General features: G+C 64.7%; 13 protein-coding genes and 5 tRNA genes. 1 reads left to right on the top strand and 17 read right to left on the bottom strand.

The genetic code is table 11. The features are described from left to right. Window positions 1–4 precede the first annotated feature (4 nt). The 12 genes from rplJ to C1932_RS04010 all read right to left on the bottom strand — a co-directional run bounded on the left by rplJ (window position 5) and on the right by C1932_RS04010 (window position 7,280). Entirely contained in the window at window positions 5–541 is a 537-nt protein-coding gene (gene rplJ / locus C1932_RS04070; RefSeq protein WP_108748651.1) for a 50S ribosomal protein L10, read from the bottom strand. 386 nt (window positions 542–927) lie between these two features. Then, window positions 928–1,626 (bottom strand): 50S ribosomal protein L1, encoded by a 699-nt coding sequence (gene rplA, locus C1932_RS04060; RefSeq protein ID WP_108748650.1) that lies wholly within the window; start codon window positions 1,624–1,626, stop codon window positions 928–930. A gap of 4 nt (window positions 1,627–1,630) precedes the next feature. Next, complete coding sequence (rplK, locus tag C1932_RS04055; protein ID WP_004145248.1) at window positions 1,631–2,059, bottom strand: 50S ribosomal protein L11; 429 nt, start codon at window positions 2,057–2,059, stop codon at window positions 1,631–1,633. 295 nt (window positions 2,060–2,354) lie between these two features. Continuing rightward, complete coding sequence (nusG, locus tag C1932_RS04050) at window positions 2,355–2,915, bottom strand: transcription termination/antitermination protein NusG (RefSeq protein ID WP_108748649.1); 561 nt, start codon at window positions 2,913–2,915, stop codon at window positions 2,355–2,357. A 10-nt stretch (window positions 2,916–2,925) separates the two neighbouring features. Continuing rightward, window positions 2,926–3,339: a preprotein translocase subunit SecE gene (gene secE / locus C1932_RS04045; RefSeq protein WP_108761316.1), complete on the bottom strand. Its 414-nt coding sequence runs from the start codon at window positions 3,337–3,339 to the stop codon at window positions 2,926–2,928. Window positions 3,340–3,389: 50 nt separating this feature from the next. Next, window positions 3,390–3,465: transfer RNA gene (locus C1932_RS04040), tRNA-Trp, on the bottom strand. A gap of 103 nt (window positions 3,466–3,568) precedes the next feature. Further along, window positions 3,569–4,759 (bottom strand): elongation factor Tu, encoded by a 1,191-nt coding sequence (gene tuf / locus C1932_RS04035; protein WP_108752273.1) that lies wholly within the window; start codon window positions 4,757–4,759, stop codon window positions 3,569–3,571. Between the two features lie 41 nt (window positions 4,760–4,800). Next, window positions 4,801–4,876 (bottom strand) — tRNA-Thr (locus C1932_RS04030). Between the two features lie 49 nt (window positions 4,877–4,925). Then, window positions 4,926–4,999: transfer RNA gene (locus tag C1932_RS04025), tRNA-Gly, on the bottom strand. Window positions 5,000–5,023: 24 nt separating this feature from the next. Beyond that, window positions 5,024–5,109 (bottom strand) — tRNA-Tyr (locus C1932_RS04020). 136 nt (window positions 5,110–5,245) lie between these two features. After that, a complete protein-coding gene (locus tag C1932_RS04015; protein WP_108761315.1) occupies window positions 5,246–6,259 on the bottom strand; it encodes an isoaspartyl peptidase/L-asparaginase in 1,014 nt (337 codons plus the stop codon). A gap of 52 nt (window positions 6,260–6,311) precedes the next feature. Next, the gene (locus C1932_RS04010; protein WP_234412365.1) at window positions 6,312–7,280 is read right to left on the bottom strand and encodes a cyanophycinase; all 969 of its coding nucleotides are present in this window, start codon (window positions 7,278–7,280) and stop codon (window positions 6,312–6,314) included. 221 nt (window positions 7,281–7,501) lie between these two features. Here C1932_RS04010 and C1932_RS04005 point away from each other — a divergent pair, with 221 nt between their 5' ends. Continuing rightward, window positions 7,502–10,240, top strand: a complete 2,739-nt coding sequence (locus tag C1932_RS04005; RefSeq protein ID WP_108761313.1) for a TonB-dependent receptor — start codon at window positions 7,502–7,504, stop codon at window positions 10,238–10,240. Window positions 10,241–10,830: 590 nt separating this feature from the next. On the opposite strand, the gene ychF is transcribed toward C1932_RS04005, so the two are convergent. From ychF to C1932_RS03980, 5 genes are all read right to left on the bottom strand, one after another. After that, a complete protein-coding gene (ychF, locus tag C1932_RS04000) occupies window positions 10,831–11,922 on the bottom strand; it encodes a redox-regulated ATPase YchF (protein WP_108761312.1) in 1,092 nt (363 codons plus the stop codon). A 226-nt stretch (window positions 11,923–12,148) separates the two neighbouring features. After that, a complete protein-coding gene (gene pth / locus C1932_RS03995; protein ID WP_100439553.1) occupies window positions 12,149–12,727 on the bottom strand; it encodes an aminoacyl-tRNA hydrolase in 579 nt (192 codons plus the stop codon). Between the two features lie 48 nt (window positions 12,728–12,775). Next, complete coding sequence (locus C1932_RS03990; RefSeq protein WP_108761311.1) at window positions 12,776–13,390, bottom strand: 50S ribosomal protein L25/general stress protein Ctc; 615 nt, start codon at window positions 13,388–13,390, stop codon at window positions 12,776–12,778. 110 nt (window positions 13,391–13,500) lie between these two features. Then, a complete protein-coding gene (locus C1932_RS03985; RefSeq protein WP_108751479.1) occupies window positions 13,501–14,460 on the bottom strand; it encodes a ribose-phosphate diphosphokinase in 960 nt (319 codons plus the stop codon). 138 nt (window positions 14,461–14,598) lie between these two features. Then, a tRNA-Gln gene (locus C1932_RS03980) sits at window positions 14,599–14,675 on the bottom strand. Window position 14,676 lies beyond the last annotated feature (1 nt).

Below are 14,676 nucleotides of genomic sequence, written 5' to 3'. Positions count from 1 at the left end.
AAACTCAGGCGGTCTCGGCGGCCGGTTCAGCAGCGTCGGCGGCGACGTCGCCACCACCCTGCTTGTCGCCGATTGCCTTGATGGCGCGGGCAAACATCGTGACCGGCTCGGTCAGGACGCGGGCCAGCATGGCCAGGGCCTGGTCGCGGGTCGGCAGCGATGCCAGCACGTCGACGTGGCTTGCCGGGAACACTTCACCACCGATGGCGACGACCTTAGCCTTCAGCTTGTCGTTGCCCTTGGCGGCTTCCTTGATCAGGCGACCGGCTGCGCCGGGCTCCTCGAGCGAGAACGCGTACAGCAGCGGACCAACCATCTGGTCCTGTGCGACTGCGAACTCGGTGCCTTCAACAGCGCGCGACGCCAGGGTGTTCTTGACAACCTTCAAGAAAACACCGGTTTCACGAGCCTGCTTACGCATCGCGGTCATCTGAGCGACCGTGGTGCCAGCGTATTCAGCTGCGATCAAGGAGTGGGCCTTGGCGGCGACGTCTGCCAGCTCGGCGACTACTTCTTGCTTCTGGGACAGATTGAGAGCCATTGCACTCCTCCAATTGAACTCCGCTTACGGCTCCTGCCGTGTGCGGTCCTGTGCGGCATCCGTCCTGGACGCCGGGAACATCGGAATGATGTTCCGGGGGTGGGCCGTTCCAGACCTGGAGTGCAATCGGGGAAGATCCCAGACGTGCGTGAACCAGAAAAACTCCAGAAGGGCACCATCTACGCAGGTTGATTCCGGGGAATCGATTAAGCGGTCATTGCTGCGCCGGCGGCGACTCCCTGCCATATCGAGCTTCCGTGCCCGTCGCCGGTATTGCCACGACCGCGCCTGCGGTCTTTGACGGCTACCGCCGGCGGTGTACGGCCGGCGATGCCTTCAAATGTCACGGTCACGGTGCCCGAAGGTACCGTGACCGCTTGAAACAATTACTTCAGGGTCAGCGACGACTGGTCGACGGTGACGCCCGGGCCCATCGTCGAGCTGACCGAAACCTTCTGCAGGTAGGTGCCCTTCGAGGTGGCCGGCTTGGCCTTGATCAGGTCCAGCAGCAGCGCGGTCAGGTTCGACTTCAGCGCGTCTTCGGCGAAGTCGGCCTTGCCGATGGTGCAGTGGATGATACCGGCCTTGTCGGTGCGGTAACGGACCTGGCCCGACTTGGCGTTCTTCACGGCTTCACCCGGGTTCGGGGAAACGGTGCCGACCTTCGGGTTCGGCATCAGGCCGCGCGGGCCCAGCACGGTGCCCAGCTTACCGACGACGCGCATGGCGTCCGGGGTGGCGATGACGACGTCGTAGTTCAGATCGCCGGCCTGCATCTTCTCGGCCAGGTCATCCATACCGACGGCTTCGGCGCCAGCGGCCAGGGCTTCGTCAGCCTTGGCACCGGCCGGAGCGAACACGGCAACGCGGACCGACTTGCCGGTACCAGCCGGCAGCACGGTGGAGCCACGGACCTGCTGGTCGGACTTCTTCGCATCGACGCCCAGGCGCACGGCAACGTCGATCGACTCGACAAACTTGGCCTTGGTGGCGCTCTTCAGGATGTTGATCGCGTCCTCGAAGGCGTACGACTTGCCCGGGACAACGGCGGCCTTGATGGCCTTCTCACGCTTGGTCTGTGCCATCTTATTAACCCTCCACCACGAGGCCCATGGAACGGGCAGAGCCAGCGATGGTACGCACGGCGGCGTCCAGGTCGGCGGCAGTCAGATCCGGTTCCTTCGCCTTGGCGATCTCTTCCAGCTGCTTACGGGTGACCTTGCCGACCTTCTCGGTGTTCGGGCGCTTGGAGCCCGACGAGATGCCAGCGGCCTTCTTCAGCAGGGTGGTGGCCGGGGTGCTCTTGGTGATGAAGGTGAACGTACGGTCCGAGTAGGCCGTGATGATCACCGGAACCGGCAGACCCGGCTCGAGCTTCTGCGTGGCAGCGTTGAACGCCTTGCAGAATTCCATGATGTTCAGGCCGCGCTGACCCAGTGCAGGACCGACCGGCGGCGAGGGGTTGGCCTGACCGGCCTTCACCTGCAGCTTGATGTAACCGACAACTTTCTTTGCCATTTGAGTGCTCTCCGGGTGCTAGCGCCTTTCGACAACAGGCTCCCCATCGGACCGGGAATCACGCGTCCCGGCATCGCGTTTTGAAATCATGCCGAAGGCCACCTTGCGGCGGCCTGGCTCCGCTGGCATCCCAGCGGGAGCCGCGCACTATAGCAGGTTTTTTCTTCACGTGCCTGAAGCGGCACGTAAACGAAGGAAACCGGGCAATGCCCGGTTCCTCTTGTAGAGTCGAGCCATGCTCGACTGCACCACCCTCCGAAGCCGGGAGTCGAGCATGGCTCGACTCTACAGGCGGTCAGACGGCCTTTTCGACCTGGCCGAACTCGAGCTCGACCGGGGTGGCACGACCGAAGATCAGCACCGAGACGCGCAGACGGCTCTTCTCGTAGTTGACTTCTTCGACGACGCCATTGAAATCGTTGAACGGGCCGTCGGTGACGCGGACCATCTGGCCCGGCTCGAACAGCACCTTCGGGCGCGGCTTTTCCACACCTTCCTGAACGCGGTTCAGGATGGCCTCGGCTTCGGAATCGGCGATCGGCAGCGGACGATCGGCAGTGCCGCCGATGAAGCCCATCACGCGCGGGGTTTCCTTCACCAGGTGCCAGCTTTCGTTGTCGATGCGCGGAATACCGGCTTCTTCGTGGGTCTCGATCTGGACCAGCACGTAACCCGGGAAGAACTTGCGCTCGGAGCGACGCTTCTGACCGGCACGCATCTCGACCACTTCTTCGGTCGGGACCAGGACGTCGCCGAAGCGCTCTTCCATGCCGTCACGGGCGATGCGATCACGCAGGGCCTGCGCAACCGACTTCTCGAAGCCCGAATAGGCGTGAACGACGTACCAACGCTTCATGCATTTCTCCTTAGCGGCTCAGGAACCACTGAGTCAGTTTCTGGATCAGGAAGTCGAAGCCACCCAGCAGCAGGCTGAGGATGACCACCACGACAATCACGACCCAGGTCATGCGAACGGCTTCCTGGCGCGTCGGCCAGACCACCTTGCGCAGTTCGAAGCGCGACTCGGAGAGGAATTCGCGGGTGTCGCGCCCCTTGCCGGTCAGCATGAACACGCCGACACCGCCAACCAGACCGACCACCACCGCCAACGCACGCAGCTGACCCGTCCACGCCCCCAACTGGGTGGCACGACCGGAATCAGCGGAGAACCAGAACCAGACGAACAGACCAGCCAGCACCAGCAGCGAGGCCAGGGCGTACTTGACGATATCCCCACCGGGGGCGGAAGTATCCTTGGAGTGTTCGATCTTGCTATTCATCGGGCTATATCTGCTTTAGCGACGGCTGGGCCGCTGGATAGGGTGGCAGATGGCACGCCAGGAGGGACTCGAACCCCCAACCTGCGGTTTTGGAGACCGCTGCTCTGCCAATTGAGCTACTGGCGTACAGATTGAAACTTGCCTTCCCTTAGACGGCGAAGGCGGACCGAGGTTCCCGGCCCGCCATTCGCGTAACCGGCGGCGCTATGCAACCGCCGGCACTGCAGGCTTACGCGATGATCTTCGAGACCACGCCGGCGCCGACGGTACGGCCGCCTTCGCGGATGGCGAAGCGCAGGCCTTCGTCCATTGCCACCGGGTTGATCAGCTCGACAACCATCTTCACGTTGTCGCCCGGCATCACCATCTCGACGCCTTCCGGCAGGTTGGCCTTACCGGTGATGTCGGTGGTACGGAAGTAGAACTGCGGGCGGTAGCCGTTGAAGAACGGGGTGTGACGGCCGCCTTCGTCCTTCGACAGCACGTACACTTCGCCTTCGAAGGTGGTGTGCGGCTTGATGGTGCCCGGCTTGGCCAGAACCTGGCCGCGCTCGACGTCGTCACGCTTGGTGCCGCGCAGCAGCAGACCGGCGTTGTCGCCTGCCTGGCCCTGGTCCAGCAGCTTGCGGAACATTTCGACGCCGGTCACGGTGGTCTTCTGCACCGGACGGATACCGACGATTTCGATTTCTTCGCCGACCTTGATCACGCCGCGCTCGATACGACCGGTCACCACGGTGCCGCGGCCCGAGATCGAGAACACGTCTTCCACCGGCATCAGGAACGGCTTGTCGACTGCACGCTCCGGCTCCGGAATCCAGGTGTCCAGCGCGTCGACCAGCTTGATGATCGCCGGCACGCCGATTTCGCTCTGGTCGCCTTCCAGCGCCAGACGAGCCGAACCCGAGATGATCGGGGTGTCGTCGCCCGGGAACTCGTACTTGCTCAGCAGTTCGCGGACTTCCATTTCGACCAGTTCCAGCAGCTCGGCATCGTCAACCATGTCGGCCTTGTTCAGGAACACGACGATGTACGGCACGCCGACCTGACGCGACAGCAGGATGTGCTCGCGGGTCTGCGGCATCGGGCCGTCAGCGGCCGAGCACACCAGGATCGCGCCGTCCATCTGGGCGGCACCGGTGATCATGTTCTTGACGTAGTCAGCGTGACCCGGGCAATCGACGTGGGCGTAGTGACGGGTGGTGGATTCGTATTCGACGTGTGCGGTCGAGATCGTGATGCCACGCGCCTTTTCTTCCGGCGCGGCGTCGATCGCCGAGTAGTCCTTGAATTCACCACCGAAGCGCTCGGCACCGATCTTGGTCAGTGCGGCGGTCAGCGTGGTCTTGCCGTGGTCGACGTGACCGATGGTGCCGACATTGACGTGCGGCTTGGTGCGCTCGAACTTACCCTTGGCCATGGCTGCTTATCTCGAATTCGTCTGAGAGGTGATGCTTAAGATGGTGCTCACGAAAGGAATCGAACCTTCGACCTCTTCCTTACCAAGGAAGTGCTCTACCGACTGAGCTACGTGAGCCGAGTTTTGCATTATGACACGAACTCGATAATATTCAAAGTTCATTCAATGGAGCGGGAGACGGGAATCGAACCCGCACCATCAGCTTGGAAGGCTGAGGTTCTACCATTGAACTACTCCCGCGCCGGGAATGTCACAACGTGAAACTGGTGGAGGGAGGTGGATTCGAACCACCGAAGGCGTAAGCCAGCAGATTTACAGTCTGCCCCCGTTGGCCGCTTGGGTATCCCTCCTTACCGCCCCATCCCGTGCCGCCGAAGCGGTGCGGTGTGTGGTGGTGAGCCGCTTATTCTGCTGATGAGGCGGGGGGCTGTCAACGCTTTTTTCCACTTTTTTCACACGTTGTTGCAAACCCCTTGATGCACAAGGTTATTGCCCGGGAAGCGGCAGGGGATCGCTGGCGAAAATAGCGACATGTGGCACGCCGTCGGCGCCAATCCAGCCCCGATACATGCCCTGGGTGTTGAACGGCGTGGCCATTTTTCCGTCTGCCGCGAGCACGATCGCGCCACCGTCGCCGCCCATCTTCGGAATCATCTCGTTGATCACCGCCCTGCCCGCCTGTTCCGGCGACTGCGCCTGGTAGCGGATGCGCGCGCAGATCTCGTGCGCCGCCGCGGTACGGATGTAGTACTCGCCCCAACCGGTACCCGACACGGCGCACTGTGCATCGGCCCAGGTGCCGGCGCCGATGATCGGCGAATCACCGACCCGGCCGTAGCGCTTGTTGGTCATGCCGCCGGTGGACGTGCCCGCCGCCAGATGGCCCTGCGCATCCAGCGCCACCGCACCGACCGTGCCGAAATGCCTGGCCGTTTCCAGATCGGCATGGGCCTGGCCACTGGCCTCTTCCTTCAGTGCCCGCTGCAGCTGCTGCCAGCGCTTGTCGGTACGGAAGTAGGAGGGGTCGACCAGGGTGATGCCCTGCTCGGCGGCAAACGCCTCGGCCCCCTGCCCCACCATCATCACGTGGCGGGACTTCTGCATGACCGTCTGCGCCAGCAGGATCGGGTTGCGCACCCGCTGCACGCCCGCCACCGCACCGGCGGCCTGGCTGGCGCCGTCCATCACCGCCGCATCCAGCTCGTTGCGCCCGTCATGGGTGAACACCGCGCCCTTGCCGGCGTTGAAGGTCGGATCGTCCTCCAGCACGGTGATCGCGGCCGTCACTGCGGCCAGCGCGGGGCGGCCCGCGGCCAGCTCGGCGTGGCCTTTCAACAGTGCCGCCTTCAAGGCATCGCGCGCCGCCTTTTCCTCGACAGGCGACAGGTCCTTGCGCTCCACGCCGGCGCCGCCATGGATGACCAGCAGCGGCGAGGGCGCGGCCGCCTGCGCGAGCAGGGGCAGGGACAACAGAGCAGACAGCGCCAGGCGCAGTTTCATCGGGTACGTCTCCAGGGGAATGAGGTTCGGTAGCGCCGGGCCACACCCGACGCTAGCGGCGGGTGAGCTCGATCAGGCCGCCGTCGATGTCAGCCAGCAGCTGATCGTCCACATCGGCCTGGAAATCATCAAGCCGCAGGCGGCCACCCGAGGCCACCACCATGACCGGCACGGCATGGAAGCGCAGCGGCTCGCCTTCGACCAGGTGGTCGGCGCCACGCCCGGGGCGCACCACCCAGACCTTGCCCTGCCCGTCCGCGCTGTAGACACGCGCGTGGCCATCGGGCTCCACGCACAGGGCGGTATCTTCGTCCACGCCGATGCCGACCATGTCCGGATCGCCACTGTCCTGCGCGGCCCGGGCGACGAAGACGATCAGGCGGCCGAGGCGGTCGCGCTTGTCGAAGTGGGTGTCGGTGACCACGCGCTGCAGGTAAGGCATCTGCAGGAAGCCATGGTCGAGGGTGACGGCCGCGCCACGCGGGTCGGCCAACGCACTGGCCGAATCGATGCTGCCGCCATCCAGCGCGCCATAGGCATAGCCGCCCAGGATCGCCAGTCCGGCACTGGTTCCGGCGATCGGCTTGCCGGCGCGGACGTGGGCATTGAGGGCCCGATTGAGCGCCGTGCCCTTCCAGAAGCGGATATAGCGGGCCTGGTCGCCACCGGCAATGAAGATCGCGTCGGCCGCCGCTACCACGCGCAGCACGGCGGGATCGTCGGCACCGCGGCGACTGTCGAAGACCAGGGTCTGGACCGCGGTGGTGCCGCCAATGTCGTTGTGCAGGCGTTGCTGCAGGTCGTCGCCGCCGGAGGCGCGCAGGATCAGCACACGGCCGTTGCCCGCCTGCCGCAGCCACCACTGGAAGGCCTCCGGCACCCACTCGCCGCCGCCCATCAGCATCATCGCCGGCGCGCGCGGGCCCGGTCGGGGCGCGTCGAGGTCGCCGGTCTCGTAATAGGCAAAGCCGGGATCCTGCAGGGTCTGTGCAGCGGCCGGGAGCGCCCACGCCAGCGCCATCCCCGTGCACAGGGCCAGGCGAAGCCAGAGACCGGAAGAGGCCTGTCGCATGCTGATCTCCCTGAACAGAATCGACTTGCAACCGTTTTCACTCTTTGCCAGATAGAAAGACAGTAGTCAAGTACATAAAAAAGGCGTTAAATGCGCGCGCCCATCCGGGAAAACTGAATGGGGGACAGGGCCCCTCCTCTGCGGGCCGGCATCACTTCCGGGAATTCTTCATGCGTAGACAGGCGATGGCGTGGTCGATCCAGCTGGCGTTGATGGGGGTGGCTGCTTCGGCCGCAGCCCAGGACCCGGCGACCGCTTCGGTTCAACAATTGGACGCGGTGCAGGTCACCGGCTCGCGCATTCCGCGTGCGCAGGTGGAAGGCCCGGCACCGATCACCGTGATCAGCGCCGAGCAGATCCAGTCGGCCGGCTTCACCAGCGTGCCGGACGTGCTGCGCGCGATGACCCAGAACGGCGGCGAGACGCAGAGCCAGCAGTCGTCCAGCGGCGCCGACTTTTCGCCCGGCGCACAGCAGGTCGATCTGCGCGGGCTGGGCCCGAACCACACGCTGGTGCTGGTCAACGGCCGCCGCATTGCCGACTTCCCGATGCCGTTCCAGGGCCGCAGCAACTTCACCGACGTGTCCAACATTCCGCTGGGCATGATCGAGCGCATTGAAGTGCTGACCGGCAGCGCCTCGGCCATCTACGGCTCGGACGCGATCGCCGGCGTGGTCAACTTCATCCTGAAGAAGCAGGCCGATGGCACCACGGTGGACGTGCGCATGGGCACCACCACCGAAGGCGGCGGCGACTCGTTCGACATGAGCCTGGCCAGTGGCTTCAGCCGCGGCAACTTCAACGCGGTGTACAGCGTGGAGCTGCAGTCGCAGACCCCGCTGTGGGCGTACGAGCGCGAACAGCAGGATTCGACCCAGGACGGCCCCACCGAGGGCTCGCGCATCGCCCGCCGCGCTTACCTGCGCACCGAGTACAACGATGACTACCTGGACCCGGGCGCAGCCACCTGCGATGCCCTGGCCGGGCAGAACAACGGCAGCACCTACCATGCCTTCCGCCCGCGCTACGGCTACTACTGCGGCAGCGATGCGTCGATCGGCTACGGCACCATCCTCAGCAAGCGCCGCGGCGCCAATGGCTACGCCTCGCTCAGCTACGACTTCGACAACGGCCAGCAATGGTTCGCCGACGTGCAGCTGGGCTACCACAGCCTGGCGCTGATGCGCGATGTCACTTCGTGGGGCCGCATGGCGCCCGATGGTGACGAGTCGGGCTACTTCAACAATGCCGCCACCGGTGAAATCGAGTTCTGGCAGCGCCAGTTCTCGCCGGAGGAAATGGGAGGCCTGCGCAACGCCATGGTGCGCAGCACGCAGAAGACCTTCAGCGTGACCACCGGCTTCAAGGGCAACCTGACCGGCAACTGGGATTACGAAGCCGCGCTGAGCCATTCGCAGTACCAGTCGCGGATCAGCTGGCCGCAGATCGTGGCGGCCAAGGCCAACGATCTGTTCCTGGGCCCGCAGCTGGGCGAGGATGACGACGGCTTCCCGATCTACAACGCCGATCCGGACCGCCTGTACCGTCCGCTGACCCGCGCCGAATACGATTCGATCGCCGCGCGCACCACCTATACGCCGAAGTCGCGCACGGAAACGGCCGCCTTTACCCTGACCAATGGCGCGCTGTTCGGTCTGCCCGGCGGCGATGCCGGCTTTGCCGCCACCGTGGAAGTGGGCCAGCAGGCCTACGCACTGAACCCCGATCCGCTGGCCACGCAGTACTACTACTACAGCTGGAAGGATTCCAACGGCGAAGGCTCGCGCAACCGCTGGGCCACCGCCGCCGAGCTGCGCATGCCGCTGCTGGACAGCGTGAACCTGAGCGTGGCCGGCCGTTACGACCAGTACCGCTATTCGGGCAACACGATCGGCAAGGCCACCTGGAGTGGCGGCCTGGAGTGGCGACCGATCGACACGCTGCTGGTGCGCGGCTCCTACGGCACCGCGTTCCGTGCGCCGGACCTGCACTACGTGTACGCCGGCCCCGGCAACGACGAGACCGCCGGCAACGACTACTACGGCTGCCTGAGCGACGGCGCCGATGACTGCAGCGACTACGAAGAGAACCTGATCCGCAGCCGCGAAGGCAACCGTCGCCTGGGCCCGGAAACCAGCACCTCGTGGAGCGCCGGCTTCGTCTGGTCGCCCGGCGGCGGCTTCGACATCAGCGCGGACTGGTTCGACATCGACATGCGCAACCAGGTGCAGGACATGAACGTGGATGCGATCCTGCGCGACGAGGCGGCCTGCCGCCTGGGCGAGCTGGACGCCACCTCGGCCACCTGCGTGGATGCCCTGGCCCGGGTGACCCGCACCGACGACGGCCGCCTGTACGGCGTGCACGTGAACCCGGTCAACATCGCCCGCGAGCGCACCCAGGGCGTGGACGTGGGCCTGCGCTGGCGCGTGCAGACCGGCATCGGCGAGTTCTCCTTCAACGGCAACCACACCTGGGTGAAGAAGCACGACTTCCAGCAGTTCCCGGGCGATCCGGTGGAAGACCAGTTCGCGGTGAACAGCGGCTTCGACATTCCGCGCACCAAGACCAGCCTGAGCGTGACCTGGGAAAAGGCCGCCTGGTCGGCCACGGTGTACGGTTCGCGCCTGGGCAAGCTGCCGACCTCGGACAGCTACGACCAGGTGTTCGACTGGGACAGCGGTGACAGCCCGTACATCAAGGCGACCTACCGCTACAACGCGTCGGTGCAGTACCGCTTCGACGACCATGCGCGGCTGTCGCTGTCGGTGGTGAACGTGTTCAACAAGATGCCGCCGAAGGACGCCTCGTATACGGCGTACCCCTACTACGATGTTTCCTGGTTCGACACGGTGGGGCGCACGATCAACCTGCAGTACACCCACAAGTTTGGTGGCAGCGCGCTGTAAGGCGGGCTGCAGCGCAGGCTGTGGAGAACAAGGCCCGCCATTGGCGGGCCTTGTTCGTTTCGGAACCGGGCTTTGGTAGATGCCCACCTTGGTGGGCATGAACCTGCCGCGCGCCCACCCAAGTGGGCGACTACCAGAGCGCGCCGCCAGGGTTTTCCACACCGCGCGTGGAAAGCGATGCGAACTTGGTGTGGACAAGTGGGTACGAGCGTTGCCGTACAAGCGTTTGCAGGTGTGGTGATTTTTTGTCCAGGCCCACGTTTGTTTTCCACACGGTACGTGGAGAGCGATGGGAACTTGGTGTGGACAAGTGGGTGCGAGCGTTGCGGCGCAGGCGTTCCGGGGCGTGGTGAAAATTTATCCACCACGCGCTGTGCCAACCAAGGTTGGCACCTGCCTGGCGGGCACCCCATGGTTTTCCACACCGCGCGTGGAAAGTGGTGGGGGTTTGGTGTGGACAAGTGGCTGAGAGCCACGCACGGCAAGCATTTCAGTGCGTGGTGATTTTTTCACCAGCCATCGCCGCGGCGCCAGAAACGCGAACGCCCCGCACAGGGCGGGGCGTTCGGGGTCGATCCGTTGCGGCAGGATCAGACGTTGAAGCGGAAGTGCAGCACGTCGCCTTCCTGCACGCGGTATTCCTTGCCTTCCAGGCGCAGGCGACCGGCTTCCTTGGCGCCGGCTTCGCCCTTGTACTTGATGAAGTCGTCATACGCGATGGTTTCCGCGCGGATGAAGCCCTTCTCGAAGTCGGTGTGGATGACCGCGGCAGCCTGCGGGGCGGTGGCGCCCTTGCGCACGGTCCATGCGCGGACTTCCTTCACGCCAGCGGTGAAGTAGGTCTGCAGGCCCAGCAGGCTGTAGGCCGCGTTGATCACGCGGTTCAGGCCCGGCTCGCTCAGGCCCAGGTCGGTCAGGAAGGTGTCGCGGTCTTCGTCGTCGAGCTGGGACAGCTCTTCTTCGATCGCGGCCGACACCGGCACCACCTGCGCGCCTTCGGCGGCGGCGTGGGCGCGCACGGCGTCCAGGTGCAGGTTGTTCTCGAAACCGTCTTCCAGCACGTTGGCTATGTACATCACCGGCTTGAGGGTCAGCAGGAACAGGTCACGGACCAGCGCCTTCTCTTCCTCGTCCAGGCCGACCGAACGGCCGGACCTGCCGTCGGACAGGGCAGCCTGCAGCTTGGCCAGCACCGGCTTGCGCGCGGCCGCTTCCTTGTCGCCACCCTTGGCGGCGCGCTCGGCGCGGTTCAGGGCCTTCTCGACGCTGTCCAGGTCGGCCAGCGCCAGTTCGGTATCGATGGTTTCGATGTCCGAGATCGGGTCGACCTTGTTGTTGACGTGGATGACGTCGGCGTTCTCGAAGCAGCGCACCACGTGGGTGATCGCATCGACTTCGCGGATGTGGGCCAGGAACTTGTTGCCCAGGCCTTCACCGCTGGCGGCACCGGCGACCAGGCCGGCGATGTCGACGAATTCCACGGCGGTCGGAATGACCTTCTGCGGATTGATGATGCCGGCCAGTTCGCCCAGGCGCGGGTCCGGCACCGGCACGATGCCGACGTTCGGTTCGATGGTGCAGAACGGGAAGTTCGCCGCGGCGATGCCCGCCTTGGTCAGCGCGTTGAACAGGGTCGACTTGCCGACGTTGGGCAGGCCGACGATGCCGCATTTGATACCCATGGGTGACAGCTCTCTGGGGTGAAAGTGATTGGGGAAGCAGCGAGGTAGGCGCTGCTTTTCCAATCATTCTCCGTACCGACCAACGGTCGGTACCTACCGGTCTGGTTGCTTCCGTACCGACCAACGGTCGGTACCTACCGATCTGGTTGATTCCGTGCCAACCAAGGTTGGCACCTACCGGTCTGGCTGATTGTGTGCCAACCAAGGTTGGCACCTGCCAGAAGCGCTATTTCGGGGTGTGCAGGCGCTTCATCGCTTCGTTGAAATCGCCTTGTACGGCCAGCGGCAGCACGTCGATGGCGTCGTCGATGGCACGGGCAATCAGGACGTCGTCGTCCTTGCTCGGGCGACCCAGCACCCAGCCCACGACGCGATCCTTGTGGCCGGGGTGGCCGATGCCCACGCGCAGGCGATGGAACCTGCCGTGGCCGAGCAGGCGCATGGTGTCGCGCAGGCCGTTCTGGCCACCGTGGCCGCCGTCGAACTTCAGCCGCACCGCACCCGGCGGCAGGTCCAGCTCGTCGTGGGCCAGCAGGGTTTCTTCCGGTTCGATCTTCCAGAACCGCTGTGCGGCGGTCACCGACTTGCCGCTGAGGTTCATGAAGGTGGCCGGCTTCAGCAGCCAGACCGTCTGCCCGGCGATTTCGACCTTGGCGGTCTCGCCGAACAGCTTGCTGTCCACGTTCCAGCGCGCACCGGCTTTTTCAGCCAGGGCCTCAACGAAATGAAACCCGGCATTGTGCCGGGTCCGGGCGTGTTCCGATCCGGGGTTGCCCAGACCGACGATCAGTCGCAATCCTGCCATGGTTCCTTCCAGCACGGTGCCTGCCCGAAGGCAGGCACCGCTTGGGTATTACTCGGCAGCCGCTTCTTCGTCGGCCGCGTCGGCCTTGCCGGCCTTGGCGGTGACGATGGCGTCGTCGTGGTCCTTGCCCAGCGCCAGGGCCGGGATTTCCACGCCCTTCGGCAGCTTGATGTTGGACAGGTACACCACGTCACCGGCCTTCAGCTCGCCCAGGTCGACTTCGATCGACTCCGGCAGGTCCTTCGGCAGGCAGGTGATGGTCACTTCCTTCAGTTCGTGGGTGACCACGACGTCGGCAGCCTTGCCAGCCGGCGAGGTCTCTTCGTTGATGAAGTGCAGCGGCACCGAAGCGGTCAGGGCTTCGTTCTCGTTCACGCGCTGGAAGTCCAGGTGCATGATCAGCTGCTTGTACGGGTGGCGCTGCATGTCACGCAGCAGCACCTTCTGCACCTGGCCGTCCAGGTTCAGGTCCAGGATGGAGGCGTAGAACCACTCGTTCTGCTGGGCCAGCCAGATTTCGTTGTGGTCCAGGCTGATGGCGACCGGCTCGGCGTTGCCGCCGTACACGATGGCCGGGATCACACCAGCGTGACGCAGGCGGCGGCTCGCACCCTTACGCTGCAGTTCACGCTTGGTGACCTTGATTTCATGGGTCTTCGACATTTTCGACTACTCAGGTTGTTGCCTTGCCGTGCGGCGAGGCGGTTTGAAGATGCTTCCGCGACCAGAAGCATCCGGGGCATGCCCCCGCCGTTGCCGGCAGGGGCGGATTCTCAATCGACGTACAGCGAGCTGACCGACTCGCCGAAGGCGATGCGGCGCATCGTTTCGGCCAGCATTTCCGCCACGCTGAGCTGGCGGATCTTGCTGCACACGCGAGCGGCGTCCTTCAGCGGGATGGTGTCGGTCACCACCAGTTCGTCCAGCTGCGAGTTGGTGATGTTGTCCACTGCCGGGCCCGACAGCACCGCGTGGGTGCAGTACGCGGCGACCTTCAGCGCACCGCGCGCCTTCAGGGCAGCGGCAGCAGCGCACAGGGTGCCGGCGGTATCGACGATGTCATCGACCATTACGCAGGTCTTGCCTTCGACGTCACCGATGATGTTCATCACGGTGGAGACGTTGGCGCGCGGGCGGCGCTTGTCGATGATGGCCAGGTCGGCATCATCCAGGCGCTTGGCCACGGCGCGGGCGCGGACCACGCCACCCACGTCCGGCGAAACGACGATCAGGTTCTCGGTGCCGTAGGCGCGCCAGATGTCGGCCAGCAGCAGCGGGGACGCATACACGTTGTCCACCGGGATATCGAAGAAGCCCTGGATCTGGTCGGCGTGCAGGTCGACGGTCAGCACGCGATCAGCGCCAGCGGTGCTGAACATCTTCGCCGCCAGCTTGGCGGTGATCGGCACGCGCGAGGAGCGCATGCGGCGATCCTGGCGCGAGTAACCGAAGTACGGCACCACGGCGGTCACGCTGTTCACCGATGCGCGCTTGAGCGCGTCGATCAGCACCAGCAGTTCCATCAGGTTTTCCGCGCTCGGCGCGCTGGTCGGCTGGATCACGAAGACGTCCTGCTTGCGCACGTTCTCTTCGATTTCCACCTGCACTTCACCATCGGAGAAGTGCGAGACCAGTGCCTTGCCCGGGCGAACCCCCAGTTCCTTGCAGATGTTCTGCGCCAGACGTTTGTTGGCGTTGCCGGAAAATACCAGCAGGTTCGGGGACTCTTGCATCATGATTGTCTCGGGCGGGGACGAGTGGCGGGGATCCGGTAGCGGCAAGGACCGTTGGGCCCTTGCTGCTGACAACACCGCGGCTGTTTCCACGTCCCGCGCGGTCGATGCGCTGGAAGGCGCGGACACAGCCGCAATTGGCAGGGGCGGTAGGATTCGAACCTACGAATGCCAGGATCAAAACCTGGTGCCTTGGGCCTCTTGGCGACGCCCCTG

This window comes from Stenotrophomonas sp. YAU14D1_LEIMI4_1 (assembly GCF_003086815.1).
GTDB lineage: Bacteria > Pseudomonadota > Gammaproteobacteria > Xanthomonadales > Xanthomonadaceae > Stenotrophomonas.
The sequence above is the reverse complement of the archived record's forward strand: the minus strand, read 5'-3'. Positions and strand labels throughout refer to the sequence as shown.